At 68.3% G+C, this 25,139-nt stretch carries 28 protein-coding genes and 1 tRNA gene; 5 read left to right on the top strand and 24 right to left on the bottom strand.

The window, feature by feature from the left end:
* The first annotated feature begins 48 nt into the window (after window positions 1-48).
* Window positions 49-125, top strand: a tRNA-Arg gene (locus ACTWPP_RS12775).
* 204 nt (window positions 126-329) lie between these two features.
* Here ACTWPP_RS12775 and ACTWPP_RS12770 read toward each other — a convergent pair.
* From ACTWPP_RS12770 to ACTWPP_RS12720, 11 genes are all read right to left on the bottom strand, one after another.
* Window positions 330-1,361, bottom strand: coding sequence for a tyrosine-type recombinase/integrase (locus ACTWPP_RS12770; protein WP_443104417.1), 1,032 nt, complete (start codon window positions 1,359-1,361; stop codon window positions 330-332).
* A 345-nt stretch (window positions 1,362-1,706) separates the two neighbouring features.
* Window positions 1,707-1,901 carry a helix-turn-helix transcriptional regulator gene (locus ACTWPP_RS12765; protein ID WP_443104416.1) on the bottom strand — a complete coding sequence of 65 codons (195 nt, stop codon included), beginning with the start codon at window positions 1,899-1,901 and terminating at the stop codon, window positions 1,707-1,709.
* On the bottom strand, window positions 1,898-3,580 hold the full coding sequence (locus ACTWPP_RS12760; protein ID WP_443104415.1) for a replication initiator: 1,683 nt from the start codon (window positions 3,578-3,580) through the stop codon (window positions 1,898-1,900). The genes ACTWPP_RS12765 and ACTWPP_RS12760 overlap by 4 nt, the downstream gene beginning before the upstream one ends.
* Window positions 3,577-5,043, bottom strand: a complete 1,467-nt coding sequence (locus tag ACTWPP_RS12755) for an FtsK/SpoIIIE domain-containing protein (RefSeq protein WP_443104414.1) — start codon at window positions 5,041-5,043, stop codon at window positions 3,577-3,579. Before ACTWPP_RS12755 ends, ACTWPP_RS12760 begins: the two co-directional genes overlap by 4 nt.
* An 85-nt stretch (window positions 5,044-5,128) precedes the next feature.
* The gene (locus ACTWPP_RS12750) at window positions 5,129-5,401 is read right to left on the bottom strand and encodes a hypothetical protein (RefSeq protein ID WP_443104413.1); all 273 of its coding nucleotides are present in this window, start codon (window positions 5,399-5,401) and stop codon (window positions 5,129-5,131) included.
* Complete coding sequence (locus ACTWPP_RS12745) at window positions 5,398-5,658, bottom strand: hypothetical protein (protein ID WP_443104412.1); 261 nt, start codon at window positions 5,656-5,658, stop codon at window positions 5,398-5,400. Before ACTWPP_RS12745 ends, ACTWPP_RS12750 begins: the two co-directional genes overlap by 4 nt.
* Entirely contained in the window at window positions 5,658-6,086 is a 429-nt protein-coding gene (locus ACTWPP_RS12740) for a plasmid replication, integration and excision activator (RefSeq protein WP_443104411.1), read from the bottom strand. The genes ACTWPP_RS12745 and ACTWPP_RS12740 overlap by 1 nt, the downstream gene beginning before the upstream one ends.
* A 156-nt stretch (window positions 6,087-6,242) precedes the next feature.
* Window positions 6,243-6,974, bottom strand: coding sequence for a GntR family transcriptional regulator (locus ACTWPP_RS12735; protein ID WP_443104410.1), 732 nt, complete (start codon window positions 6,972-6,974; stop codon window positions 6,243-6,245).
* 155 nt (window positions 6,975-7,129) lie between these two features.
* Window positions 7,130-7,546 carry a DNA-directed RNA polymerase subunit alpha C-terminal domain-containing protein gene (locus ACTWPP_RS12730; RefSeq protein ID WP_443104409.1) on the bottom strand — a complete coding sequence of 139 codons (417 nt, stop codon included), beginning with the start codon at window positions 7,544-7,546 and terminating at the stop codon, window positions 7,130-7,132.
* Window positions 7,534-7,710, bottom strand: coding sequence for a hypothetical protein (locus ACTWPP_RS12725; protein WP_443104408.1), 177 nt, complete (start codon window positions 7,708-7,710; stop codon window positions 7,534-7,536). Before ACTWPP_RS12725 ends, ACTWPP_RS12730 begins: the two co-directional genes overlap by 13 nt.
* 47 nt (window positions 7,711-7,757) lie before the next feature.
* Window positions 7,758-8,123 carry a hypothetical protein gene (locus ACTWPP_RS12720; protein ID WP_443104407.1) on the bottom strand — a complete coding sequence of 122 codons (366 nt, stop codon included), beginning with the start codon at window positions 8,121-8,123 and terminating at the stop codon, window positions 7,758-7,760.
* A 506-nt stretch (window positions 8,124-8,629) separates the two neighbouring features.
* Here ACTWPP_RS12720 and ACTWPP_RS12715 point away from each other — a divergent pair.
* Both ACTWPP_RS12715 and ACTWPP_RS12710 read left to right on the top strand, forming a co-directional pair.
* Window positions 8,630-10,042, top strand: coding sequence for a helix-turn-helix domain-containing protein (locus ACTWPP_RS12715; protein WP_443104406.1), 1,413 nt, complete (start codon window positions 8,630-8,632; stop codon window positions 10,040-10,042).
* Complete coding sequence (locus ACTWPP_RS12710) at window positions 10,039-10,587, top strand: flavoprotein (RefSeq protein ID WP_443104405.1); 549 nt, start codon at window positions 10,039-10,041, stop codon at window positions 10,585-10,587. Before ACTWPP_RS12715 ends, ACTWPP_RS12710 begins: the two co-directional genes overlap by 4 nt.
* Before the next feature lie 125 nt (window positions 10,588-10,712).
* On the opposite strand, the gene ACTWPP_RS12705 is transcribed toward ACTWPP_RS12710, so the two are convergent.
* The 6 genes from ACTWPP_RS12705 to ACTWPP_RS12680 form a co-directional block, all read right to left on the bottom strand.
* The gene (locus ACTWPP_RS12705) at window positions 10,713-11,414 is read right to left on the bottom strand and encodes a hypothetical protein (RefSeq protein ID WP_443104404.1); all 702 of its coding nucleotides are present in this window, start codon (window positions 11,412-11,414) and stop codon (window positions 10,713-10,715) included.
* A 567-nt stretch (window positions 11,415-11,981) separates the two neighbouring features.
* Window positions 11,982-12,239 (bottom strand): hypothetical protein, encoded by a 258-nt coding sequence (locus tag ACTWPP_RS12700; RefSeq protein WP_392906277.1) that lies wholly within the window; start codon window positions 12,237-12,239, stop codon window positions 11,982-11,984.
* Window positions 12,236-12,535, bottom strand: coding sequence for a DUF6247 family protein (locus tag ACTWPP_RS12695; RefSeq protein WP_443104403.1), 300 nt, complete (start codon window positions 12,533-12,535; stop codon window positions 12,236-12,238). Before ACTWPP_RS12695 ends, ACTWPP_RS12700 begins: the two co-directional genes overlap by 4 nt.
* Window positions 12,536-13,129: 594 nt before the next feature.
* Entirely contained in the window at window positions 13,130-14,242 is a 1,113-nt protein-coding gene (locus ACTWPP_RS12690; RefSeq protein ID WP_443104402.1) for a polysaccharide pyruvyl transferase family protein, read from the bottom strand.
* A 303-nt stretch (window positions 14,243-14,545) separates the two neighbouring features.
* The gene (locus ACTWPP_RS12685) at window positions 14,546-14,905 is read right to left on the bottom strand and encodes a hypothetical protein (protein ID WP_443104401.1); all 360 of its coding nucleotides are present in this window, start codon (window positions 14,903-14,905) and stop codon (window positions 14,546-14,548) included.
* Window positions 14,883-15,629: a hypothetical protein gene (locus ACTWPP_RS12680; RefSeq protein WP_443104400.1), complete on the bottom strand. Its 747-nt coding sequence runs from the start codon at window positions 15,627-15,629 to the stop codon at window positions 14,883-14,885. Before ACTWPP_RS12680 ends, ACTWPP_RS12685 begins: the two co-directional genes overlap by 23 nt.
* Window positions 15,630-15,931: 302 nt before the next feature.
* Here ACTWPP_RS12680 and ACTWPP_RS12675 point away from each other — a divergent pair, with 302 nt between their 5' ends.
* A complete protein-coding gene (locus ACTWPP_RS12675) occupies window positions 15,932-16,243 on the top strand; it encodes a DsbA family protein (protein ID WP_443104399.1) in 312 nt (103 codons plus the stop codon).
* Window positions 16,240-16,524, top strand: a complete 285-nt coding sequence (locus ACTWPP_RS12670) for a DsbA family oxidoreductase (protein ID WP_443104398.1) — start codon at window positions 16,240-16,242, stop codon at window positions 16,522-16,524. The genes ACTWPP_RS12675 and ACTWPP_RS12670 overlap by 4 nt, the downstream gene beginning before the upstream one ends.
* A 368-nt stretch (window positions 16,525-16,892) precedes the next feature.
* Here ACTWPP_RS12670 and ACTWPP_RS12665 read toward each other — a convergent pair whose 3' ends face one another.
* The 7 genes from ACTWPP_RS12665 to ACTWPP_RS12635 form a co-directional block, all read right to left on the bottom strand.
* Window positions 16,893-17,672, bottom strand: a complete 780-nt coding sequence (locus ACTWPP_RS12665; RefSeq protein ID WP_443104397.1) for a maleylpyruvate isomerase family mycothiol-dependent enzyme — start codon at window positions 17,670-17,672, stop codon at window positions 16,893-16,895.
* Window positions 17,673-17,787: 115 nt separating this feature from the next.
* Complete coding sequence (locus ACTWPP_RS12660) at window positions 17,788-18,342, bottom strand: dihydrofolate reductase family protein (RefSeq protein ID WP_443104396.1); 555 nt, start codon at window positions 18,340-18,342, stop codon at window positions 17,788-17,790.
* 87 nt (window positions 18,343-18,429) lie between these two features.
* The gene (locus ACTWPP_RS12655; protein WP_443104395.1) at window positions 18,430-21,117 is read right to left on the bottom strand and encodes an AAA family ATPase; all 2,688 of its coding nucleotides are present in this window, start codon (window positions 21,115-21,117) and stop codon (window positions 18,430-18,432) included.
* Window positions 21,118-21,392: 275 nt separating this feature from the next.
* Complete coding sequence (locus ACTWPP_RS12650; RefSeq protein WP_443104394.1) at window positions 21,393-21,884, bottom strand: hypothetical protein; 492 nt, start codon at window positions 21,882-21,884, stop codon at window positions 21,393-21,395.
* 391 nt (window positions 21,885-22,275) lie between these two features.
* A complete protein-coding gene (locus ACTWPP_RS12645; RefSeq protein WP_443104393.1) occupies window positions 22,276-23,103 on the bottom strand; it encodes a TIGR03619 family F420-dependent LLM class oxidoreductase in 828 nt (275 codons plus the stop codon).
* A 422-nt stretch (window positions 23,104-23,525) separates the two neighbouring features.
* Window positions 23,526-23,963, bottom strand: a complete 438-nt coding sequence (locus ACTWPP_RS12640; RefSeq protein WP_443104392.1) for a hypothetical protein — start codon at window positions 23,961-23,963, stop codon at window positions 23,526-23,528.
* A 120-nt stretch (window positions 23,964-24,083) separates the two neighbouring features.
* Window positions 24,084-24,923, bottom strand: coding sequence for an ion transporter (locus tag ACTWPP_RS12635; RefSeq protein WP_443104391.1), 840 nt, complete (start codon window positions 24,921-24,923; stop codon window positions 24,084-24,086).
* Between the last annotated feature and the right edge of the window lie 216 nt (window positions 24,924-25,139).

Raw genomic sequence — 25,139 nt, 5'->3', positions numbered from 1 at the left:
GAAGACCCTCACCCTTACACTGTGTCCCGGCGTCCCGCCGGGCGCCGGGCGCCCGTAGCTCAGCTGGACAGAGCATCGGACTTCTAATCCGACGGTCGCGGGTTCGAATCCTGCCGGGCGCGCCACCCCCACCAGCACAACCAGGCTTTGACCTGCGGAGACGCTTGTTGATCTCAGTGCCCCAGATGCAGCCATGTGCCACAAAACGCAGCCGCGAAGCACCGTTCCCGGAATATACGCGGAATGACGCGGCCCACGTTTGCCCAGGTCAGCACACAAGAGAAGAGAGGCCCCGGAACGCTCCGGAGCCTCTCCACGGTGGATGACGATCATGCCAACGCGTCCTCTATGCGCTGGTTGGCGACATCCCGTTGCCCGTCTATGCACTTAGCGTAAACACGCAACATCACATCGACCCCGTGCCCCGCGCGCTCAGCCGCTTCGGGAGCATGGACGCCCGCGTTCAGCCAGAGCGACACCGCCGCGTGCCGCAGGTCGTACGGCCGGGCCGCCAACGGCGACTCGACTTGATCGGGAGTCAGCGCCAGGGGGCGAGCCCGCTTCCAGACTTGCGCGTACGCCGAGCCGGAGAACGACCGGCCGCCACTGGTGACGAAGAGCCGCCCGTCCTCGGCCGTCCCGAAGGCGTCGAGGTGTTCCCGGAGGATCGCCACCAGCTCAGGCGGTATCGGGACCGGCCGCACGATGTCGTCCTCCCGATGCTTGAGGCCCCGATCATCGAAGGTCTCCCCCGAATCGGTGTACCGCTTGTTCGTCTGAGGCCGGGTCTTCTTGAGCGTGATCAGCCCCCAGCCGGTTGCCGGAAGTTCGCAGTCCTGCCGACGCAGGCCCGCCGCCTCAGCCGGACGAAGGCCGGCGAAATACATGCACGCGAACATCGCCCGCAGCCGAGGCCCACGCGACCGGCCGACATAGGAGACCGCCGTCAGCAGCTCCCGGGCCTGAGACGGGTTCACGACGACGCGCCGATCAACCGCCCCGTTCTGCTTGGGCGGACGCCACTTCACACGGTCGAGAGGATTGGCCGCCAAGTCGCCCAGTTCGACGGCGTAGCCGAGCGCATGCTTGAACACCGCCCGCTTGCGCCGGAACGTCGAGGCCGCCGCCGATTGTCCGTCGAGTTGGAGCGCGAGAGTCTCCAGAGCCGCCCGCGCCAACCGTGGTTCGTCCAAATCCGTGATCGGCATGGAGGCCGCCTCCAGCCAGCGCAGCGCCGCGCCGAGGTCAGACGAGATCTCCGGGGCGCGATCGTCCGGGACGAAGACGTGTTGGCGCAGAAGGACCCGCAGGAGCGACGCGTCCGGACGTCCCGGCATGTTCTTGACGAACACGAGCGTCACGGCCGTCATTGTGTCGGTGAGGCCCTCACGGGACTTGGCCGCCGCATGTGGCCAACGCGCCTTGACGTAGGCACGGGCGAACTCCAGCCACGTCCGAGCCGTCGCCGCCTTGAGCATGGACAGCGGGAGGCCAGTGTCCGTGTCGAATGCCTCACCGTTCTTCGCAGCCTGCCGCAGGTCAGACAGGAAGCTCTTTGCTTGTGAGGAGCGTTCGAATGTCCGGGACTTCTCACGGCTGCCGACCGTCCAACGCGCCGTGTAGGAGATGACCTTGCCGAGCTTGCTCGACCTCGGCCCCGCCTTGTTCGGTCGGGTCGCCCAGAACTTTGACCTTGTAGGACGTGTTCACGCCGCCTCCCGCAGCGACCAGAGCCAGGCGTCGAGATCGCTGCGATAGATGCGAATCTCGCCGTTCGGGAGCTTGAAACCAGACGGAGCCCGGCCGATCTCTCGCCACCGGTAGAAGGTCCGCCGAGAAATCCCGCCGAGTTCTTCGAGCACCTGGTCGACAGTGAGAAGTTCGTCCCGCTTGCCGCTCACGCTGCCTCCCGTGTTGCCGAAAGTTCGGACGAGGTCGCTTGGTCGAGTTGCCGACGTCGTTGGATGCGTTCGTTGATCAGCAGCAGGAGCCGTTGCTCTGCCGGTTTCACGTCCGGGTCACCAGGCCCAGCCCGTTCCCAGACGTGCACGGCGTTCGGGTCGGTCGGGTTGCTCACCGGGACACCGGCCTCAGCCAGCCGGGCCAGGACCCACGCCTTTCGGTCGGCTTTGTGGTCGGCGAGGGTCTTGCCGGACCATTTGCGGGACACCAGGACCCGGCGGCCGCCGTAGCCGAGGTGTTCGCGTCGGTGTGCTTTGCCCTTGCAGTAGCCCGGCGTGAGGCCTTTGCGGGGGTTTTTGGGCTGGACGCCGTAGCGCAGCCAGTTCGCGCACGTGGGCGAGCACGGCTCGTAGCGGAGGGTCTCGGCCATCCGGTCGACATGTTCACGTTGTGCGCTTGTCTCGGCGTTGTGGCATTCGGCGACGCCTTTGACGAGGTACTTGGTCAGGTAGCCGATGCAGCGCCGCGAATCGGGGGAGTCGGCCAGGACGCCTTGTGCGTCGATCTGCCGCCCGAACTTGACCACGTGCAAGGGTTCGGCGTCCTCGGCCTGGCCGAGGGCATCCAGTGCCTCATCCCAGGTGGGGAGCACTTCACCGGTTGCCGGGTCGAGGTATCCGCCCTCTGGTCCGGCCGCTTCGTCCCAGACCGGGAGCCGCTCCCCCTCGAAGACGACACGGTCGGTGGAGGGCCACCACACCTGGTGATACGTGGCCGCCACGACCTGGCGCAGTTCGGTGCGGGAGATGGTTCCGCGGATGGCCATGTGCAGGTGCGGAGCCAGACGGCGTTGTGGTTCGACGGCCGCGAAGTACTGCACGTCGTGGCCGACGAAGCGGCGCAGGTTCTGCACGAAGCGGTCTATGAGCTTGGAGAAGTGCAATGCGTCCCGCGCGGCCCGCGTGTAGTCGTAGGTGTCCAGGTCGACGGGTGTTCCGTCCGTGCGGACCCGCCCGTAGGAGTCCAGGGTGAGCGTGAGGAACAGCGAGGGCCGGAACGTCTTCCCGTCATGGCCTCGGAACACCTTGCCGACCGTGCGGGAGTCGACTGGACGGCGAGGCAAATCTGGGGCGTCCTGCCGCCGCCGGGTCGACCGGGTGCGCCGGCCTTTGCTGTCCTCTCCCGTCTTAAGGGCACCGCGGACCCCGGAGCGTTCAAGTTCATGGTCGAGATCCCGCACGACCGCGTCCCAGAACCCCGGCCCTTCCCCGTCCGCCGTACCGTCCTCGGCCGCACGGTCGCGGGCCGCTTGGGCTTGTGCCCGCAGTTGCATCCACGCGCGTTGCTCGTTATCGGGATCAGCGCGCGTGATCACCGGTTCCTCGGTCAGGTGCCAGCCTTGACGGCACTGCACCGCCCGTAGCTTGCGCTTGCGTTCGGCGCACGAGGGGCAGACCGAGGCCAGGGTGTGCCCGCACGGGACGTAGACGACCTCGGCCGCGCCGGTGTTCAGGTCGACGCGCCGCATGGGCACCGGCCGGATGCAGACGCCGTGTTCGACCGCGACCGCTTCCAGCACGCCGCGTGCCAGCGGAGCCAGCGTCTTGACGACCGGTTCCGGTGCGGGTTCGGACGGGGAGGCGTCGACCTCGGAGCCGTCGAGGGTGGGTTGCCTCACGCTGCCCCCTCGATGTCGAGGTCGGGCAGGGCGAGCGCGACCATTGCCCGGATATCGGCATCGGAGACGAACGCGGCCCGCACCCGCACCGGATCTGGCGAGGTCTCCAGCCGGACGAACCCGACCCCCGCGCCGATCTCGGGAACGGAGGAGATTTGATCGGCCAGGGCGCCACGGTCGCGGGCACCGTCGCCGAGCACCATGTCGACCTGTTCGTCTTCGTCCAGCCGCAGCGCGATCCGGTCCGGGAACAGGTTGCGCAGGTTGTTGACCTCTTTGCGCGCGTCCTGCTGCGCGCCGATCACGCAGTACCCCACCGACCGGCCCTGTGTGGTGAGCACGGCAAGCGCGGACTCGGCCCGCTTGCGTAGGTCGCGTTCGGGGCAGTAGGCGGTCAGGAACGCCAGCTCATCCACCACGATCACCCGGAACGGGAACTCATGGCTGGGCGTGAACGACCGGGTCACACCGGCGAAGCGTTCGGCGCGTGCGTTCATGTCCTCGGCCGCGGTCTCCAGGAGGGCGACCATGCCGCCGGACGGGTCGGAGGAGTACCGGCCGTACCGTTCGAACAGCGCCCGCCCAAAGGACAGTTCCATGCGTTTGGGGTCGATGGCCCACACCTCCACCAGCCCGCCCAGCAGCAGCGGCAGCAGCGCCCGAATGGTCGACCAGATGACCGAGCCCTTGCCGGCCCCTGTCGCCCCCGCGATGAGGACATGGGTGCCGAGGAGCCGCAGCCGCCACGGGGAGCCGTCCTCGGCCCGTCCGACCGGCAGCGCCCGTAGGTCGACGTCGGAGGCGTCCGGGACGGGCAGTGCCGGTATCGGTTCGGCGAGGGCATCGCGGCGGACGAACTCCAGCCAGATCCGGCCTGGACGGTCGCCGTCCCGGACGCGGGCCAGGGTTGCGCCGAAGCCGTGCGCCAGGTTGACCGCCACCCGCTCCCACGCATCCGGAGCCTGCCCCTTGAGCATGCGGACCAGGACCCGATCCGATGTCGGACCGCAGCGGACCCGGACCAGCGAGGGCAGGTACTCACGGCCCTTGTGCACCTTGGTCAGTCCGGCCGTGACCAGGACCGGTTGCCAGTCCCGCCGGTACACCCACACCAGCCGCCACCGGGCACGCGCCGGACGGACCGCCCAGCGGACGAAGGACGGACGGTCCACCCCCGCCCACACGCCCAGGACAACGAGGGCGAGCGCGAGGACGAGGACGAGGACCGTCCACCCGAACCGGTACCCCAGCCAGCCGAGCCCGGCCGCAGCCGAGACCGGGACGATGTTGCGGACCAGGAAGACGACCGTGCGGACCAGCGCGCGGACGGCGTTGACCAGGAGCACGAGCCCTTCGGGCATGTGCCACACCGGGGGCGCCCACTTCGGGGCGGCGAACGGGTCACGCTGCGCTTCAACGGCGACGTTCTCACCGGGGCCGAGCTTGCGGAACTCCCATGCCATGATGGGTTTCACCTCTTCACTTGCGTTGCTTGAGGGGAGAGAAGCGGGGCGGCCGGAGGTACCAGCTCCAGCCGCCCCACCTTGATCAGGCCGCCGTGTTCTCGGCCGGAGGGTTGTTCACGGCGTAGAGGCGCTCCACCTCGGCCGTGAACTTCGAGACGACCTCCAGCAGCCGCCGCGCGTTCTCCACGTCGCTGGCCTCCACCGCGCCGCGCGCACCGTTGGACAACGAGACCGACAAGCCCGGCGTGTTGATCGACACAATCGGCCCCGCTTCGGGCTTGTGCGGGTAGGTGTGGCACAGGAAGAAGGCGTCCTCACCGAGGCTGACCCCGAGCGAGCCGTAGGACTCCTTCATGCCGCCCTCCCCTTGCGCGAGGACCGGCCGGAGCGGTAGAGCCGCTCCACCTCCACCGCGTACGCCGCCGCCTGCTCAGCCAGCCCCCGCGCGAACTCCACATCCGAGGCGCCCAGCCGCTCAGGAAGGGTGAGGGTGACCAGCACCCGACCCGCCGACACGGTGAACAGCGGGGTACGCGCCCGGAAGGACCGGAACTCGGTCGAGGCCGCGCCGTCGATCGGCAGCGACAGCGCCGACATGCGCCCGCCCGCCATCAGGCAGCGTCCTTGGCCGCCGCGCCGTCCTTGCCCGAGGTACGGGACGAGCCGCCCCGGGAGTTGGCCGGACGCGCCGCCGCCGCCTTCAGCGAGTAGGCCAGCCGCCCGGTACCGGAGTTGACGTACGGCGTCACCGCCAGCCCATCGAACTCCACCGGCACGAACGGGAACCCCGCCGGAGCTTCCGGCATGATCGGCTGCACCGGTGCCATCAGCTTGACCTTGAACGTGCCCTTGGACTGCGGGTCGGCGTCCAGGACCTCGACGGCCCAGACCAGTTCGCCGGTGTCCTTGTCCCGCGCCTGGACGAAGTTCTCCTTGGTCGAGCGGTCGAAGTCGCGCACCGGTTCGACACCGCCCTTGATGAACGCCCCGAACGGGAACACGTCCCCGAACGCGACCTTGAACGGACCCTGCACCGCCATCGCGGCCACCTCCAGACATTCACCCGTCCGCTTGTCCGGACGAGTACATGCCTTGAAGATACCTCGCACACTCGACCGAACAACCGGTTAAGCGAGTGATGTACGTCACACTTGATAGACGGGCCGGTCAGCCGGACGAGCCGGTTCAGCCGGGGGTCAATCCGGGACGCTGTAGACGTCCTCCAGCTCATGCAGCGACCCCGGCATCACAACCTCGGCCACGAACCGCACCACATCGGAGGCGTCATGCAGACTCGCCAGCGTCGACAACACCGGCTCACTCTTTTTGATCTTCAACAGCCGGGTCTCGTCGCCGGCCGGAAGCCGCGCGGTCAGCCGCTCCACAATGTGGTCGATGCGCAGGCCCTTGACCGTGCGCAGGTGATCCCGCAGCCCCACCGGAAGCGCCGAGTCCTTGTCCAGGTCGGTGCCGAAGGTCAGCTCAGGCGGGAACCAGCACGTCACCACCTCCGAGGCGATGCCGTCCCGCTCGGTCATCCAGCGGCGCGCCAGCACCCGGCCGCCGTCCAGGCCCAGCAGCCCAGCCACCGCCGCAGGCGCCTCCACCGTCCCGACGTCGATCGGCGTCACACCCGGGGATGTCTCAGGCTGATCGAGCACGGCCAGGCCGGGGCGTGAAGGCCGCGCGGCCGAGGAGGGGCGTCCCTTGACGAACGAGCCGCGCCCGTGTTCCCGGATGATCCACCCGTCCTGCTGGAGCATCTGCAACGCCCGCACCACCGTGGTACGCCCAACGGCGAACTCGCGGACGAGCTGTGATTCCGAGGGCAGCAGCGAGCCGGGCGGGTAGTCCCCGTTCTCGATCCGGCGCCGCACCTCCAGCACCACGCGCGCGTACTTGGGAGGCTCGAACTCCAAGCTCGACATGACGACCACCTGACTACTAGGACGCTTGACCGCATAAGCGCATCTCACGGCACTGTAGCGCCCACGTGCGCAGACGTCACGCCCCCGACCAGCCGCGGGCAGCACCGGCACCGCCACAGCCCCTCCGGCGACGAGGATGCAGCGGCCCGGAAATGTCAGGGCCCGTAGTGCGGGACCGGGAAGCCAGCCGCAACCAGCGCCGTGCGGACCTCACCGACCCGCCGAGACCCGATGTTGCGCACCTCGGCCAGCTCATGCGACCGCAGCAACGCCAGCACATCCCCCACCGTCGCCGTCCTGCCCCGATCGTTGCGCAGCGCGTTCAGCACATGCGCCGACAACCCCAGGCACTCCACCGGACACGCCGCCATCACCCTGTCATGCTCATGCGGGACCTCGGCCACCGTCGCCGCGAACGCCGCATGCAACCCCGACATCCGTCCCGCCGTGACCAGCAGCCGCAGCAGGTCACCGACCGTCCGCACTCCCATACACGACACCGGGCATTCCAGCCCGATCCCCTCATGCCCCGCCGCATGCATGCGGTGTGCCGCGCTGATCACCTCGGCCACGGCCACCCCCGCGCGTGTGTGATCGCGTCCCGTAGCTCACGCGGGTTGACCGCCTCCACCAGCCGCACATCACGGCGAACCCGCACCATCGCCCACCACGCCCCGGTGGCCTGCCCGTACCAGGCCACCACCCCGGAGAACTCCCGCTCAATCTGAGCCGCCACCGGCCGCCGACTCGTCTCCTCCGACGCCGACACCCACGAAACGCCCATCACCCGCACCCACCCGACGAGCCCGGCGCGCCGGCGAACGGAACCGCCAGGACCCGCGCGAGCGCCTCGGCCGCCGTCACCGTGTCCTCCACCGGGCACAACGGCTCCAACTCCGGCACAGCGTCGCGGGTCGGCCCCGACCACACCCACAGCCACCACAACACGCCCTGATGGTGACGGCACAGCACCTCTTGCCGCAGCCCAGGAGCGAACGCCTGCCCCTGCGGGTCATCGGTGTCCGGTTCCCCGGCCGGGTTACGCACCCGCACCGCGCCATGACCCCACACCTCCGCCACCAGGCCCCGCGCCTCCAGCGCATCCACCAGCGCCAAAGCCGACGCCCGCCAGGACACACCCAGCGCCATCCGATTCACCACTTCACCCACGACCACCACTCCCGGAAAGAAGAGAAAGCGGGACCGGCAGGGCGACGACCCGCGGGGAGACCCACCACCCCGGAGGCGCGGTCAACACCGGACGCCAACCCAACCGCGCCCCGGCCGCCGCAACACCCCACCGGCCCCGCAGCCCGCTACGCCGCGCGCACCCCACGCACCGGCACGCACCAACGGCACGGCACCCGCTCCACCTCAGGGCCGGAGTCACTCGGCATCCCCACCAGCACCGCCCGACGAGGGTGGACGAACTTCCATCCCCGTCCGTTGCACTGGGAGCAGTCCGCGTTGCCTGTTCCTTGCTGCTGCGTCATGGCGACCACGATCGAAGAATTTCGGTCCGGTGCCCATTCCCAGGCGGTATCCCGCGGCGGGATATACGCTCAGCAATGACGAGTCACGCGGAGGGAGACCCGATGTCGGGACGGGCGTCAGACCCGATCGTCATCCCCGCCTCACTGTGGACACGCCCGCAGATGACCGAGGCCCTGGCCTCCCGAGACATCCGAACCGTCTTCCACCTGTTGCGCCAGTACGCAGGTGCCAGCCAGACTCAAATAGCGATCGCATGCGGCATGACCCAAGCCAAGGTCAGCGAGACCATGAAGAAGGGCGGCCGCCAGATCCTCACGCTGGAAGTCTTCGAGCGCATCGCCGACGGCCTCCAGATGCCCGACGCCGCCCGCATGACACTCGGCCTGGCACCCCGCAACCTCACTCCGTCGACCACCACGAACGCGACGGTCATCACACCGCGGGATGATTCCGTGGGGTTGGTTCCGCCCTCATTCCTGGGTTCCCTGGACGTAGATCCCGACGTCGAGGAAGGGGACCCCGTGCGCCGCAGGACCTTCACCAAGCTGGCGGGGGCAAGCCTGTTCAGCGCCATCCTGGCCGACCTACCCGACGACGGCGCGCCCCTCGAAGGCGTCGAGGCATTCGCCGCCGCCCTAGCCGGCTACCCCGCCTTCACCGGCGACCCCAGCCCGGCCGCGCTCAGCATGCCCCGCCTGACCAAGGCCGTAGCCGCAGCCAAACGCACGTACCAAGACTGCCAATACTCCACCGTCATCAGCTCCCTGCCCCAACTCCTGGCAGACCTGCGCACCGCTTGCGCCACCCACGAGGGAGACATCCGACTCCAGGCCGAAGCGCTCTCGGCCGAGGCCCACCACGTCGCCGCAAGCATCCTGCTCAAGCTCGACGAGGAAGGCTTGGCATGGGTTGCCGCTGACCGCAGCATGCAGGCCGCCCGCAACAGCCAGGACCTCACGATCATCGGGTCAAGCGCCCGCATCATCACGCACGCCCTGATGAACGACGGCCACCACGGTGCAGCAACCCACACCGCCAGCACCTACGCCGAACGCATCGGCCACGACACCGACGAGCGCACCCCCGATTTCCTGTCGGTCTACGGCGCCCTCTTGCTACGCGGAGCCGTAGCCGCCGGACACCGCACCGACCGCCACACCGCCGCCACCCTCCTGGACGAGGCCCAGGACGCAGGCCGCGAACTCGGCGGAGACTTCAACCACCGCTGGACGGCATTCGGCCCCACCAACGTCCAACTCCACCGCGTCAACATCGCCCTCCAACTCGGCGACGCCGGAGCCGCCATCCAGGAAGCCCGAACCGTCGACCTGGACCGCATCCCCCTCACCGAGCGCAAGGCAACACTTCTCATCGACACCTCACGCGCGCTCACCCAATGGGGCAAGCACGACAAGGCATACGACGTCCTACGCGTCGCCCATCAGTTGGCCCCCGAAGAGATCTCGGCCCGCCCCGCCGTACACCGCATGCTGCGCGACCTCATGGCCACCGCCCCACCCAGCACCAAACGCCAACTCCGGGACTTCACCACAGACATCGGGGTGCACCTGTGACCGACGAGCCCGACCGCCGCAAAGTCCTCTACGTCATCGTGTGCGCAGCAGGCCCCGCCGGCGACGTCGGAAAACTCGTCACACTCGCCCACCAACGACGCTGGGACGTCCAAATCATCGCCACCCCCTCCGCCCTGGACTTCATCGACACCCAAGCCCTAGAAGCCCAAACCGGCCACCCCGTCCGCAGCCAATACCGCAAACCAGGCGAACCCCGCTCCCCCAAAGCAGACGCCATCATCGTGGCCCCCGCCACCTACAACACCATTAACAAATGGGCCAACGGAATCAGCGACACCTACGCCCTAGGCATCCTCGCCGAAGCCCCCGCCCTAGACATCCCCGTAGTGGCTCTACCCTTCGTAAACAATGCTCTAGCCAACCGGCACGCATTCAAGCGCAGCCTTGCGACCCTCGAAAGCGAAGGCGTCAAAGCACTACTAGGGCCCGGAAAGTTCGAACCTCACGCACCTGGCAGCGGCGGAGACCGGCTAGATGCTTTCCCCTGGCCCCTGGCCCTCAGTGCTGCCGATGAGGGCGCATGACTCACCACGGCTGAGTTAAATTGGGCGCGCGTCAGCCCGGAGCTTGACCAGCGTCGAAATGCATCCATCACCGAAAACATAATGCCCAGGCACCCCAACCAGTCAACCAACGACCCCTTTCCGATCTACGGCTCCCTAGACTTCTTAAGGGACTTCTCGATATTGAGAAGAGTCTTCTGCATTGACTGCAACGACTCGACTGCTTCGTGAAGCGTTTTGGGCCTATGAAATCTCGGCCCATATAGAGTGCCCAAATCTATCTCATATTGCATGGTTTCCGCTGGCCCTTCGGGTCCGTCGGCTTCAACTCGAACCCTGTAGAAGGTGTCCAATCCTTGATCCAGGCGATCGGGGCCGAAATCCAAAAGAAATTCCATTCGGCGATGAGGTGGCAGCATCGGAATGCCATTCGTGAATATCTTTGCATCTCGTATTTTTCCGTGAATTGCATCACCAAGCGCCTCCTCGCGAGAACTTGCAAGGGGAGGCTCGAATTCTATACGCACATTCCGAGCAATGGTCGTGCCGATATTCTCAATCACAAGATAGAGAAAGTTCCTTGCAAACGGTGACTCTCGTATGTCAACGATGACATAGGGGTCGTTCTGCTCCTTGCGGATCTTCGCTGCAAGGTCGTATTGCTTGGAAGCTATTTCGGCCTGCTCCTTTGCTGAAACGGCTTGGTCGCTTGCCGCCCTGGCTGATGTACCGGCAGATGTCGCAGAATCTTTCGAGGCAGCCGCCTGTCGATATGAGAAAAAGGCTGCGGCTGCCGCTATCGCAGCTCCGATGATCGCAACGACGAGTGCGCCAGTGTCAGCGTCCATGATCCGCTCCCGCTATGTAGTCTCGGCACCAGCTTGCCAGTGTGTCGCCTACCGCGAGCCAGGAATCTGTCATTAAGGCAAACACACGACATGCACCGGACAATCTTGATCTCGTTTGTGGACTGGATGCTCTGCCGAATTGGGCTGTTTTGGATCAAGGGGCGGCGGCGCTCAGGCCGCTGCGCGGCCCCGCGCCAGGCCGCCCGGAGCGTGCGGCGTGGGCGCCGGTCACCGGACGGCCGCGCCGGGCCGCGCATCGCGACGCCCCGCCCAGTCCGCCGGCCAACGGCCGCCACGGGGTCGCGCCACCGCCCAGAGCTAGCAGATCCGATCGTCCGGAGTCCGCACCGATCACGGATGCAGGGATGTTGCCGACTGGCCTGGAAAGGTGCGGGGCTCCCCCCGACCCGATGTGTTCAGGATGGCGGCGGACGGAACCCGTCAAGGGCGCCCTACGGGCGTCACGCTGTGATGGCTTCGCCACCCTTGACAGAACCCGTCCGCCGCTAGGTACAGGTCTCGTCGGGCCGGGGGGAGGAAGGTGGGGGATGAACAGCGGCTACGCCGCTACCCCATCCACAGGATGTCGATGATGCGCAGCGTCTCAGCCTCGTCGTCGATCAGCAGCGTGAGCATGCCCTCACTGTTGGCGCCGAAGAAGGCGTGGCGGATGGCTGTCTGACCTGGCCGTTCAGGTACCGCGTCCCACGGTGTTTCCAATAGGTCGAGGAGTCGCTCAAGTAGTGGGCCGTCGCGGACTTCGTCAGGGAGCCCATTCAGCTCGTACAGCGCGCGTCCGTGGAAGCCGTCCCAGCGGTACGTCACACCCGGCCTTCCCAGCCCGGCGGGGTGTAGCGAACGAAGGTGTCTTCCCTGCCCCGTAGGGCGTCCTGCACCGCCTCGTCGTATCCGGGACGGTCGTAGGCGATGGCCCGCAGGCGCCACTGCCGAAGGAGGGTTTGGACCTGCTTGAAGCGCGCCAGGTCGTGAGCGGCGTCGAGCGCCTCGTCATACTCGGCCCGGAACTGGTCACGATGCGCCTGCGGGAGCGCATCGAAGATCGCAGCCGGATCCTCGCCGGGATCGCGCGGCGCAGTCGGTTCCTCGGGCTGGGCGGTCATGGTGTCCAATCTACCTGTGGGCCGCACGCCGCGCGGAGCCTCCCGCGGAGCAAGCAGCGGCCTCCGAGCATGATCCGGAGTATGTACGGAATGATCTTGTGTGGAGCGCAGTCCCGCCGGAGAGTATGCGCAGGTGAACGAGGGTGCGGAGCCGCCGTAGAGCTTCGGACTTCTAATCCGACGGTCGCGGGTTCGAATCCTGCCGGGCGCGCCCCCGCCTGACCTGCAGTCTTAACCACTGCCAAGATCTAAAATTCTGTCCGGTATGTCCCCGTGTTCGCTCGATGTTCGCTCGGATGTCGCGAACCTGTCGCCGCCACCCCCGCGAATCGCCGCGATCGCCGACCCAGCCGCTCCTACGGCCACAACCCCTGGTTGGCCACGGCACAAGCGCCGGTGTCCACGCCCAGACCAAGGGTCGGGTTGCGGACACCGGCGCGGTGAATCCGATGGTCAACCCTTGCAGGTCACCGTCTCGACGTCCCCGCTAGGTGGACGACACGTCCGGGTGACGTCGTTTCGTCCGGTTCGGTGCGGGCGTTGAGGATGACTGCGGCGGGCGTCTTCGGCGGGCTGGCGGGGCCTACTTACCGCTTACGAGTAGATCTTCGCTGCCACCGCGGCCTTGGCCTCCCGTAGGGACTGCAGCACCGGCCCCCCGAACCCGCCCCCGCCCGGCCGTTCCACCGCACGCAGGTCCTTGGCCAGCGTCCAGCCGCTGCCCCGTTCGATCAGCGACCGGTGCTTGGTCGAGTAGTAGTCGGCGTTGACCGCCACCGCCACACCATCCGCCCCCGCCGCCGCGGCAAGCATGTGCATGTGGAACCGCGTGGAAATCCAGACCTGTCCAGGACCGGCCGGAAGGCCGTGCCCCCACACACCCGCAAAGGGGTAGAACCGCGCACCGGGCAACTCGGGCTCGATGAGGTCGAAGACCGACCGGTCCACGCCCGGGATGCCCTCCACAACCCCGAGCCGGTCAGGGGTCACATCCCAGGCGCGCAGGGTCTCGGCCACGAACGACGCAAGGGCAGGACGCGGCATTTCCAGCAGATCGGACTGCAGACACAACATCACCTCGCGCAACGGCTCCCCGGGTCGCCGATACAGGTGGGAGCCGATACCGAAGAACATGTCGTCGCCGGTGTGACTCAAGGCCGACACGTCCTCGACCAGGTGCGCGGACGGCTCATCACGCACATCGACCAGGTCGAAGTGCGCGGCCAATTCGCGCACCAAGGTCGTCGCGTGCTCGGCCGCCGGCCACAGCCCTTGCCCTGTCATCACCGCCCGTCCGCCGGACCGTTGAACAGCGCCCACTGCAGCGGCCAGAAGGCCGTAGTGCTTGGGCCAGATGCAATTGATGTAGCCACCGCCGATGATGTGCACCACCTGCGCCTGTGCGGCGAGTTCGATGCCGGCCGCCCACCGGCACGCCATCGACGGGTTGTGCATCGCCTGGCGAACCCAGCGCGCAACCTCCCACGGCTCGTCCCCGGGTGCCTCCCAGCACAACCGCCAGAAAGTGTCGGTGAACCGGCTCTTGGGGTGTATGCCGCCCAGCAGGACCTGCGCCGGTCCCGGGCTCGGGCAGTCCAGCCAGACCTCCGCCTCCGGTGCCGTCTCCGCCAGGTGACGCAACCACATGGCCGCGATGAGCTCGTCCCCGTAATTCGGGAAGCCTGTCGTGCCGACAAGGTAGAACATCTCTCTCCAGAGAACTCGATTCACACCATGGACATGCCCCCACATGTCGCCGGATTGGTTCAGGGTAAAGGGAACGTGGTCAGGCGCCCCGCCACGAGCACCAGGCCGCGCACGGGCTTCCAGCCGAGCCGGCGGGCGACCACCATGGGCGCCACGAGATCGTCCCGGCCAACGGGCGGCGATTCACCCATCGCCGTCCTCCCGTGCTGATCCACTACGGACCCACCGCACTGTACGCCGAGGTCGACGACCACCCACCCACTCTCCCGGAGCCATGGTGAACCTCGAGACTCGGCGGGACGGTCAGGTCCTGATCCGCGCGATCGTCGCCCGGACCAGCGCGATCGCGTCGGCCTCTCCCTGGGCGGCAGGACGCTCGCCGTTGTAGTAGTACACCTTGACCAGCACGTTGGCGTGCCGCACCACGAGATCGAAGTCGGTGGCCGCCTCCTCCCGCCGGGGCAACCGCCATGCCTCGTCCCCAAGACCGTGCACGGGCACCGAGCGGGGCTCTTCGGTGGAGATGTACGGCGATCTCCTCCGTTCCAGGGCCATGTCCTCGCGTGCCTCGTCAGTGGCGCTCCCGAAGGCGACCCTGCGCGACAACTCCAGGTCCAGCGCCAGTGAGGCCCCGTCCTTGTCACGGCGGAAGCAGCCGGACATCACCGAATGGGTGAACTCTTTGAAGGAATCGCCCTCCCGCTCGTAATCGGCGGGGCCCGGCAGCATGCGCTGCTGGGTCGCGGGATCGATGGCGGAGCAGGCGCGCGGGGATCGTCTCGGCCTCGGCCCGTCCCGGCCACCAGGGCTCCAGCCAGGGCTGCCCGACGGTCACGGCGACGCACACCGCGAACGCGACCGCCCCCCACAGCACGGTGCGAACCGTCCTCACCGGCCTAGGGACGATCTGCACCTGTCCGGGACCTGCCAGCGCCCGCATCGTCTCCAGGGTGGCGTGCATGCCGGGATCGCGGCCGAACAGACCGTCGCGAGGCGCCGCCAGGAAGAATCTCTTGCCTTCCCCGACCTCCACCTGGACGACCCGGCCGAACAGCGTGGGTATCACCGAGAACAGGCCGGCGTCGCTCCACGGCACCGTCCTGGTCGTGAAGACCAGGCGGTTCCGGAAACCGGATTCGTCGGCCCTGGTGAAGCCGCGCAGCAGCTTGAGGATGAGCGCCGCCTGGACGACCAGCACGGCCACGAGGAAACCGAAGACGGACGGGATGCCCGCATCCCCGTAGGCCCTCGTGCACAACCAGGCGAGCACCGCGAAGAGCGGCAGCAGCCAGATCAGAGGCTTCCGCGATGGGCGAAGCGCCAGGGCTCGCGCGGGCGGTGCGAGCTCATCCCCTGCCGGACGATCGGCGGGCGGCGAGGCACTCACGAGCGTCCCCTCTGGATGAGCCGTTCCAAAGCCGGGGCACTGATCCATTATGGAGGACGGGAGTTAGCGCTGTGCGCCCCTCGCAAGAAGGACACCGAACCTGCTGGACGGGCGGGTGCCGCGCTCGCACACCCCCGGCGGGGTCGAGCAGGAGACCGGGGCGCTGCCCTGGCTGCTGATCTTGAGGAGGATGTCCGTGAGCACGGATGCAGGCTTCTACTCGATCATCGACTACTCCGTCGATGGCGTTGACACCCAAGGGAGCTCGTGGCGGCCTTCGCCGAGATCCAGGAGCGGTGGGTGTGCTGTGCCCGTGGTGCTACATCGGCAAGAGACGCCTGACCGCGGCGCTGGAGGGTCTCGCCGACCGCGCCGGTGTGGAGATCGTCTGGCGCGGCTACGAACTGGCCCCGGAAGAGGGTCGGGTTCCCGGCCCCACGCCCGCCGAGGCCATGGCCGGATGGTCGGGTGATCAGGCGGCGGACCGGATCGCCCGGATCCGGGCCCTGGGCGCCGCAGAAGGGTTGGAGCTCAACCTGCATCTGGCCCGGCCTGTGAACACCCCCACCGGCTGTGCCGGCTGGCCGCCGACCGTGGCCGGGTCGACCAGATGATGGAGCGCCTGCTTGGCGCCTATCACTCCGAGGGACTCAACGTGGCCGACCCGCAGATCCTGCAGGGCCTGGGTGAGGAGGCCGGCCTGCACGCCGCCCGGGTGCGCGCCGTCCTCGCCGGTGACGACTACGTCGAACAGGTGCGGTCCGACCGGCGCCGCGCGGCCGAGCACGGTGTCACAGGCGTCCCCTCGCTGGTGATCGGCGGCAGGCCGCCGGTCTCGGGTGTCCAACCCGCCGACGAACTACGCCGGCTGCTGGAGCGTGGCCTCACCGGCTGACATTTTCGCCCAATCGGCTTCGCCGACGGCCAACCTTGGCCGGTCATGGGCGCGCCGCCAAACAGGGCCAACGTTGGTGGCCGCGTCCTAGTCGGCCAGCGATCTCACGACGTGCCGACGCTGGTTCGCCGCGATATGGAGTTGCTCCAGGAGCATGCCATGCTCTACCCCGACGTGGTGCCTTTCCTCGAGGACGTCCGCCGGCCGGGGATGCGGACCGCTTCTGTGAGCAATTGTTCGCAGAATACGGTCCGCTCCTCCGCGCCGTCGGCCTCACCGATCGGGTTGACTACGTGGTCTTGTGCTGTGAGGTGAGTTCGGCCAAAGGACTACCGGGCTGCGCTTGACGCACTGCGTCCATGCGCGGGTCAGCTGTCGGTGACCCAGTCCATGTGGTCGATCCACTGGTCGAGCAGTGCCTGATCCCCATGCACTTCCAGCGTGCGAGCCGCATCCAGCGGACGGCGCCTGCTGAGCACGAGCAGTAGTTCGGTGGCTGGGCCGCGTACCGCGACGTCTGCCTTCGTGTGCGTGTGTTCCAGGACGACCTTGTCCGGTTCCCGGCGTGCCAGCCACTCTCCGGGCGCGTCGGTTGCGTGGAAATGCAGGGTCTGCCCGCTGCCGCGCATTCCATCGGCGAAGTCCGGCCTGTTCTCCCAGTAGCCGCGGGACGTCATCGTGTCCAGCCAGTCCTCGATGGCCGCAACGGCATGCTCCGGCTCCAGCTCGTATCGCATGTCGAGCGCCGCAGCCGCGTCCGCGCGATGCACGCAAGCCTCGCCGAACAGCCGGCGTGACCAGAACGGCACGCCTGCGGCGGCGCCGGACGGATCCCACACCGGCGTGTCATCGGCGACCGATTCGAACGCCTGCTTCGCCTCGGTCGCACCGTCGGTCAGCCAGGCGCGCCACTCGGCCGAATCGGTCGGACACGGGACGTAGCCGGCGAACGCCCTGCTCGGCTCGGTCATCCGCTCACCCACGAGCATGGTCACCATACGCTGTGTCGCGCCGACATGGTCGACGAGATCGGCCAGGGTCCACCTCGGACATGTCGGCACCGGGGCCGCCACGTCTTGGCCGTCTACCCAATCGGCGAGCGTGCTCGTCTGCTCGACAACAGCCTTCAAGTACGCGGACGTGTCCATTGCTGCACCTCCAGGTGCTCCGTCGATATCTTCTCGAACATGCGTCATGCCACGGACGCTACGCCGCCGCCGGTACGGCGGCGTACGTGATCGTCTTTCCCATGATGCTTTCCCCTCAGAACCCGGCCGGCCGGTAGCGCAGCCAGACGACTCCGGATCGATAGGGCGTGGCCGCGACCAGCTGCAGGCGGATAGGGCCGACACCATCGAGGATCCGCGGCCCACTCGGCCAAAGGTGCGGATTCACCCAGAACCAGAACTCGTCGACCAGACCCTGCTGAGAGAGAGTGTGCGCCAGTTCCCCGCATCCGGAGACGATCAGGTTGCCTGTGTGCTTCTCCTTCAGCGCGGGGACGGCCTGGACGACCTCGCCCTCGATGAGGGCGGCGTTCCAGTCCAGAGGTCCGGCGAGCGTCCGCGAGGCGACGTACTTCGGCATGCCGTTGATCCGCTCCGCGTAGTGACCCATCGTCGGATCCTCGCCGAGGTGCGGCCAGACGGCCGCCAGCCCCTCGTACGTCTTGCGGCCGAGGAGCAGCGCGTCGGCCAGGATCAGCTGCTCGAGGCCGGCGTCGCCGCTGTCGGCGTCGAGCTCCAGCCACTCCTCGGGTGTCGGCGCCTCGAAGGAGCCGTTGACGGTGACTTGGTTGTGGATGATGACCTTTCCCATGCCGGCGAGGCTAGGAGCCGGTCCGCTGCGTCCGCATCGGTCGAACGACTGCTGCTGAGCCGCCGGACACCGCGAGCTCGGATGCCGTCATAAGTCGAGCTGTCCCAGCTCGGCCCGTCGTCTGACCCCCAGTTTCGGATACGCCTTGTAGAGGTGATGGCCGACCGTGCGCGGGCTGAGGAAGAGCTCGGCGGCGATCTCCCGGTTGCTCATGCCGAGGGCCGCGCGACGCACCACCTGCAGCTCCTGGGGGGTGAGCCCGGCGGCGCTCCCGGCGGCGACCTCTCCCGGAGCGGTCTCGCCGAGCGCGGTCAGCTCGGCGCGGACGCGCGGCAGCCAGCCATGGGCGCCGATCCGGTCGAACGTCTCGTACGCCTTCAGGAGCTGCTCCTTGGCCGCGGTTCGGCGGCGGTGCCGGCGGAGCCATTCACCGAACAGCAGCCGGGTCCGCGCATGGTCGTACGGACCGCAGCGCTCGGCCGCCAAGGACTCCTCGAACCGCCGGTCCGCTGCCTCGCCGTCGTCGAGGAGCCCCTGGCAACGCAGCAGGAGGGCGAACGCCGCCGGGCTCTTGGTGTACGTCGCCCAGTCGGCGAGTCCTGGCATGAACCGCTGGGCCCGAGCGGTGTCGCCGACCCGCACCGCCGCCTCTATGTGGTCGGGGACTGCGCGCACCATGATGTCGCGACCGGGCGAACCTTCGCAGACACCCTCAAACCGCTCGAGCGCGCGCCGTGGGTCGCCGCCCATGAGGTCGACCAACCCGAGTGCCCAGGTCGCCTGTGCGGCCGCCATGCCGTGCTGCCGCGGGTCGTCCAGGACGCGCACCGCGAGCCGCTCGGCGCCTGCGCTGTCGCCACGGACGGCGGCAAGCCAGGCCGACATGGCGGAGAGGACGACGACCTCGAGATCCTGACCCAACTCCTCGGCCAGTGCCATCGCCTCCGCGACGTTGCCGTCCGCGTCACGGATCCTCCCCGTCACCAGCTGCGCGAGCACCAAGGGCTCCTGGGCGTATGGCAGCCAGCCTAACTCTCCGCGGCTGCGCAGCTCCGCGACTTGGGCGTCGAGCATCGCCACGGCCGGCTCGTCCTCGCCGATCAGCAAACCCATGAACGCGGCGTTCAATCGCTCCAGGGTGACCCCGCTCCCGATGTCCCGCGCAGCGAGGAACGCCCTGCGCATCGGCTCGACCGCGGACGCGATGTCGCCGCATAACAAGTCGGCGAAGCCCACCAGCCCGTCGATCAGAAGGGTGGGACCCGCAGGGATCGATCGGAGCCGCTCCGCGCAGCGACGCAGCAGGATGGGATCCGCTGTGTCACGGGCGCACCAGGTGGCCTCGGTCAGGATGGAGACGGCAAGGTCCGGCTCGATCGCCAGCACCGGCCCGGCCGCCTCCAGCGCGATCCGGGACGCCTCGGCCGGCGACGTACGCTCGTACGCCACCTGTGCGCGGATCCAGCCGGCCTCCGCCACCTCACCGGGCGCGCCGGTCAGCTCGGCGCCCGCTCCCGCGAGCTCGACGGCCCGGTCGAGCTGCCCGGCGTCGTACGCCGCCCGCGCGGCGGTCACCAGCCGCCTACCGCGGATGGCCGGTGCGGCGGTTAGCTGGGCCGCCCGGTCGAGAGCCCTCGCTGCGGCCGCCGCCGCGCCACGCCCCGTCGCCCGCTGGGCGACCTGCTCCAGACCATCCGCAGCCGCGTCGTCCGGCCCGCCGGCCGCGGCCGCGACGTGCCAGGCGCGCCGGTCGGCGTCGCGCGGATCGGTCAGCACCCGGGCAAGCGCCCGGTGCGCCGCGACCCGATGGGCGAAAGGGGCCTCCTGATAGACGGCCGCCCTGATCAGCGGATGGCGGAAGACCACACCATCGGAGGTCACGTGGACGAGCCGGCTCCGCTCGGCCGGCTCGAAGTCGACGACGTCGCCGCCGAGCTCCGCGGCCGCGGTGATGAGGGTCGGCAGGGCGGAGCCGTGGTCGGCCGCGGCGAGCAGCAGGACAGTCCTGGTCGGCTCCCCGAGACCCTGTACCTGCCGGCGGAAGTGCTCCTCGAGCCGTCCCGCGGCCGACAGCGGAGTGATCGGCGCCGGGACCGCGGGCGCCTCGGTCGCATGGGCCGCCAACTCGACGATGGCGAGCGGATTACCCTCGGACTCCCCGACGATACGGTGGGTGACATAGCTCGGCAGTACCGCCGAGGCCGCGGCGATACGAGCGGCGTCGGCGGCGCCCAGCCGCGGGAGCGTGACGCTCTCCACCCCGGGCGCGGGGAACGCAGGCCCACCGTCCCGGGCAGCGAAGATGGTCGCGACCGAGTCGGCGTGCAGGCGGCGTACGGCGAAGAGCAGGGCGTCGATCGACGACTGGTCGAACCACTGGGCGTCATCGAGCAGGCACAGGAGCGGCCGGTCGCCGGCGATCTCGGAGAGCAGCGACAGCGTCGCCGCGCCCGGCAGCCCCCGCTCGACCGGGACACTGCTCGCTCCGAACGCGGCCCTCAGGGCCTCCGCCTGCGCGCCGGGCAGCGCACCCAGCCGGTCGAGGTCGCGCACGAACATCAGCTGGAGAGCGGCGTACGCCACCTCGGCCTCGGACTCGATCCCCACCACCCGCAGCACACGCATCCCGTGGGCGACACTCTCCGCATAATCGAGAAGCACCGTCTTGCCGATCCCGGCCTCCCCGCGCAGCACCAGCGATCGGCTGCGGCCGTCCTTCGCATCGGCCACGAGGCGATTGATCCGTAACTGTTCCGCGGAGCGTCCAACTATCACAGCCGTCACGCTACGCCCTCGAGTCCATTTCCTCCCCAGGCCCGAGGGAAGCTTCTCGCCGTCAGATCAACAGGCTTGCGCGATCCGACTCGCCTCCAGCAGCAAGCCTCGACGATCACCAGCCAGAACTCCACATGACACAGCTAAAGCGTCAACGTTTTTGACGCGGCACTAGCGGCGGCATCTTCTCGATGGTCGCCGGCTTCCTGGTGTCCCGCTTTCCAGGGGGCATGTCGGCGGTATCGGTCCCCGGCCGGCAGGACGTGGAGAGCCGGTCACCGTGCGCTCATGTCGGCCAGGATGACCACGATCGTCATCACCGGTACTAGGAGAATCGCCAGGCCGACGAACACGTACGACAGGACGAGGCCGGGCCACTTCTGCGGCGCGGCGCCGAGCGCACCCTGCATGAAGGCGACCAAGGGCGCACGGTATTCGAGATGCACCTGCCGGTCCGCCTCCACCGGTACGGTCGCGCCGGCACGCCCGATCTCGGGCGGCAGGAAGTAGGGGATGTGTATCCCCAGCTGATGGTGGCCCGGCGGAAGCGCCAGCGCATTTGGGCCCCACCTGCCGGGGAAGCGCTGCCCGTTCAGCGTGATCACAGGTGACCAGAAGCGATAGATGAACGCCAGCGGATGGGCCTTGATGTCGACCACCAGTTGGCCTTGACCCGCAGCGGTCTGGCCCGCCCACTGGTGCTGGCCCGGCTGCCCGTATCCGCCCGGCGAAGGTTGCTGCGAGGGGTTCTCCCAGGGTTGATTCATGGCCCCATTCTTTCGGCGGTGCCGGACAACCGCTTTCAGTGGGGCCGGACGTGCTGACAGGACGAGCATCCGTAGGTGCGGTGCGCCCACGGGCCGACAGCGGTGTGCTTGCCGAAAACCCCGTCCATGCAGGTCAAGGAGCATCCCGGTACATGTTGAGGATTCCGTCCGGGACGGTACGGTCTTGAGAGATACTCCCCATCCGTTCAGCTCTCAAGACTGGACGTTCGAGGCCCCCTGCCGACACGGCAGCGGATGATCCAGGTCTCCGGCTTGCTGGCGTGTGACTTTCCGCAGGTCGACACCGTCCTCCCTGACCGCCGGTCGCCCGATATCGCACGCAGCGCCCGCGTGATCGCGCTGGACCGCGCCGTGGCCGCGCGCTTCGGGCTCAGAAGGAATCGCGGAAGGCCGCGAGCCTCTGCTGATCCTCCTCGGGTGTACCGGCTCGCTCCGGGCTGCCCGGATAGGTGTCGAAGAGCAGATGGGTCGCTCCCAACGCGGCGAACTCCTCGGCCTGTCGCAGAGCCTGGTCCACATCGTCCAGCCGGATGCGGGGTGCCAGTGCCGGCACCGGCCGTCCGGCCTCCTCGGCAGCCCTGCGCAGGGCCGGGAGCCCCTCGGTACGGAGCCGGTCCGGCGCGATGTTGATCGGGTGCCAGGCGTCGCCGAACCGCACGACCCGGCGCAACGCCCCGGGTGCCTGCCCGCCGACCCAGACGGGCGGGTGCGGTTTCTGGGTGGGGTGCGGCTTCGGATCGATCGTCTCGCCGCCGTAGGTGACCGAGTCCTGGGTCCAGGATTCCAGGATCACCTCCAGGTATCGGTCGGCAAGTGCCCCGCGCCGTTCGAAGGGCACGTCCAGCGCCGCGTACTCTCGCCTTGCCCAGCCGACACCCACCCCGAATATCAGTCGCCCACGGCTGAGCCGGTCCAGGTTCGCGGTGACCCGCGCGAGCTGCAACGGGTGCCGGTACGGCAGGACGGTGACCGTCGTGCCCAGTCCGATCCGTTCGGTCGTCCCGGCCAGCCAGGCCAGCACAGTGAACGGGTCGTAGAACGGCGCCGGATACTGCTCGGCGACATCGGGCGTGACCGCGAGATGGTCGGAAACCATCACAAAGTCGAATCCCGCCTCCTCGGCGAACCGGGCCCAGCCCGCGAACGCCTCCGGGGTCGCATGGGCACCGAAGTTGAGTATGTTGACACCGAGCTTCATGATCGGTATTAACGCCCCGGCCCTTTCCGGTTGTTCCTCGGGATGATGTTCAGCATCAGGAGTAGACCGATATCCGGGCGGTCGCCTCAGGGAGCACCACCTCAGGAGCGGTGTACCGCCCGCTGGTGCATGATAACGACCGCGACGTTCGGCGGCTCGAACCGCATCGGCCGAGACGATGGTGCGCACAGCGGGCACAGACCGCGTGGCGGCGGTATGTTCGCTCGTTATTTGCTCATATGTCACGAAGGCGTCAGCAGTAGGCAATATGCGCCATCGCGGGCCGCTGTCATTTCCCGATAATGGGACGGAGCGGCAGGCGCCGACACCCGGCATAAGAAGAGGCGCCCATCCTCGGGCGCCCCACAGGTGTCGAGGGGTTCCCAAAGGATCGCCGCCGGCTCAGGCGCAATGGCCGGTCGCTATGCCAGTTCGAGCAAGTGACGGCTCGGCGAATAATCGATCTTCCAATCAGCGCAGCACCCGAGCACCCCATCAGCGACGCATCGCACACCCACACTGATCCAGCGCACCTCACGACTGGCCAGCAACGAAAAGCCGACGGCGACCTCAAAGACTTCCCCCGTGCAGGAACAGGCGATCTCGTGAGGCTCGGCATCTTCCCAGGCGTCTGCGCTGTCAAGCATGAGGTGGGTCTCACCGCAGCCGACGCATGTCCGCTCCACGCCGCCTTCTAACGGATCCGCGCGGAGGCGGAAGTTTCGACCGGCGCAGGCGGCACAGGACGCTGAGACCGTCTGGTCGACGTGGTAGCCGCCAGCCGCATACTGTTCCAGGTAATCAGCGAGGTCAGCGGCACTGTCGCCACGCCACGCCTCGCCGCTCGTGTCGATGACCATTGCAGCAGGCTAGACGGACCCGGACCCGGACCCGGACCCGGACGCGGTACGGACGGCTAGGTGAGCCACCGCGGTCGGGCCGCTGGGGACGTCCGGGCCGCCGCGATCGCGGCCCGGCGATCAGTCGGCCTTTCCGGCCTCCCCGGAAGCGGCGACCGGAGTCTCCGTCCGCCCGGCGGCCAGTTCGGCTCGCAACGACCTCACCTCCGCCGCCAGCTCGGCCACCTGCTGCCGCGTGGCCCCGGCGCTCTCCTGCCCCTCGTTGAACTTCTCCACGAACCACGAGGCCAGCGTCGCGGTCACCACACCCAGGAGAGCGATCCCCGCGGTGAACAGCACGCTCGCGACCAGCCGGCCGCCCATCGTGACCGGATACGTGTCCCCGTAGCCCACCGTCGTTACCGTGGTGGCCGCCCACCACAACGCCTCGGGGAAGGTCGTGATGACGGCATCGGGCGCCCCGCGTTCGGCGTCGAGGACCGCCAGAGCCGCGCAGAACACGATGAGCACCGCGGCCACGGCCGCATAGCGGGACACGCTGGCGCGCAGAGTCGTCGACGTGTGCTTGTTGACCAGGCCCAGCACCATGATGACCCGCACCAGCCGCAACGACCGCAGCATCGGCGCCAGCAGCACCACCAGGTCGAACCAATTGCGCCGGACGAACTCCCAGCGGCGCGGTGCCAGCCACAACCGCACCACGTAGTCGGCACCGAACAGGACCCACACCACCGTCACCACGGCGTCGCAGGCTTCCCGCACCATGCCGGGCAGCCCGGGGTCGATGATCGGCCAGGCGTAGGCCGCCAGGAAGACCACACCCGCGAACACCATGGGCACGACCGTCCGGCTGCGCCACGCGTCCAAACGTGCGTCGCCGCGGCGGGCGATCCCCGTCGGCTCTCCTCCGCGCCGCGGCGGCACGTGCTGCTCATCCTCCCGGTGGCGATTGCTGGACATGTCTCCTCCAAGAAATAGCGCGCGTCCGAACCGCCGGCCATCGGTGCTGAGAAGGCCGTTGGCATTGGACGGTCCGACGTGGTGGCCGTGGCACGACGGGGTCGCAGCGGTGTCTCGCCCCGATACGGGCGGCCGGCGGCGCGGCGTCGTTGTTGTCTCGGCCTGCGCCCTCGACGGCGTTGACCAGGGCAGCGGCAAAATATCAGTCCTTGACAA

Origin of the sequence: Actinomadura sp. 3N407, assembly GCF_052245875.1 — a bacterium.
Lineage (GTDB): Bacteria > Actinomycetota > Actinomycetes > Streptosporangiales > Streptosporangiaceae > Spirillospora.
Note: the sequence above shows the minus strand (reverse complement) of the source record. Positions and strands in the feature narration are given on the sequence as shown.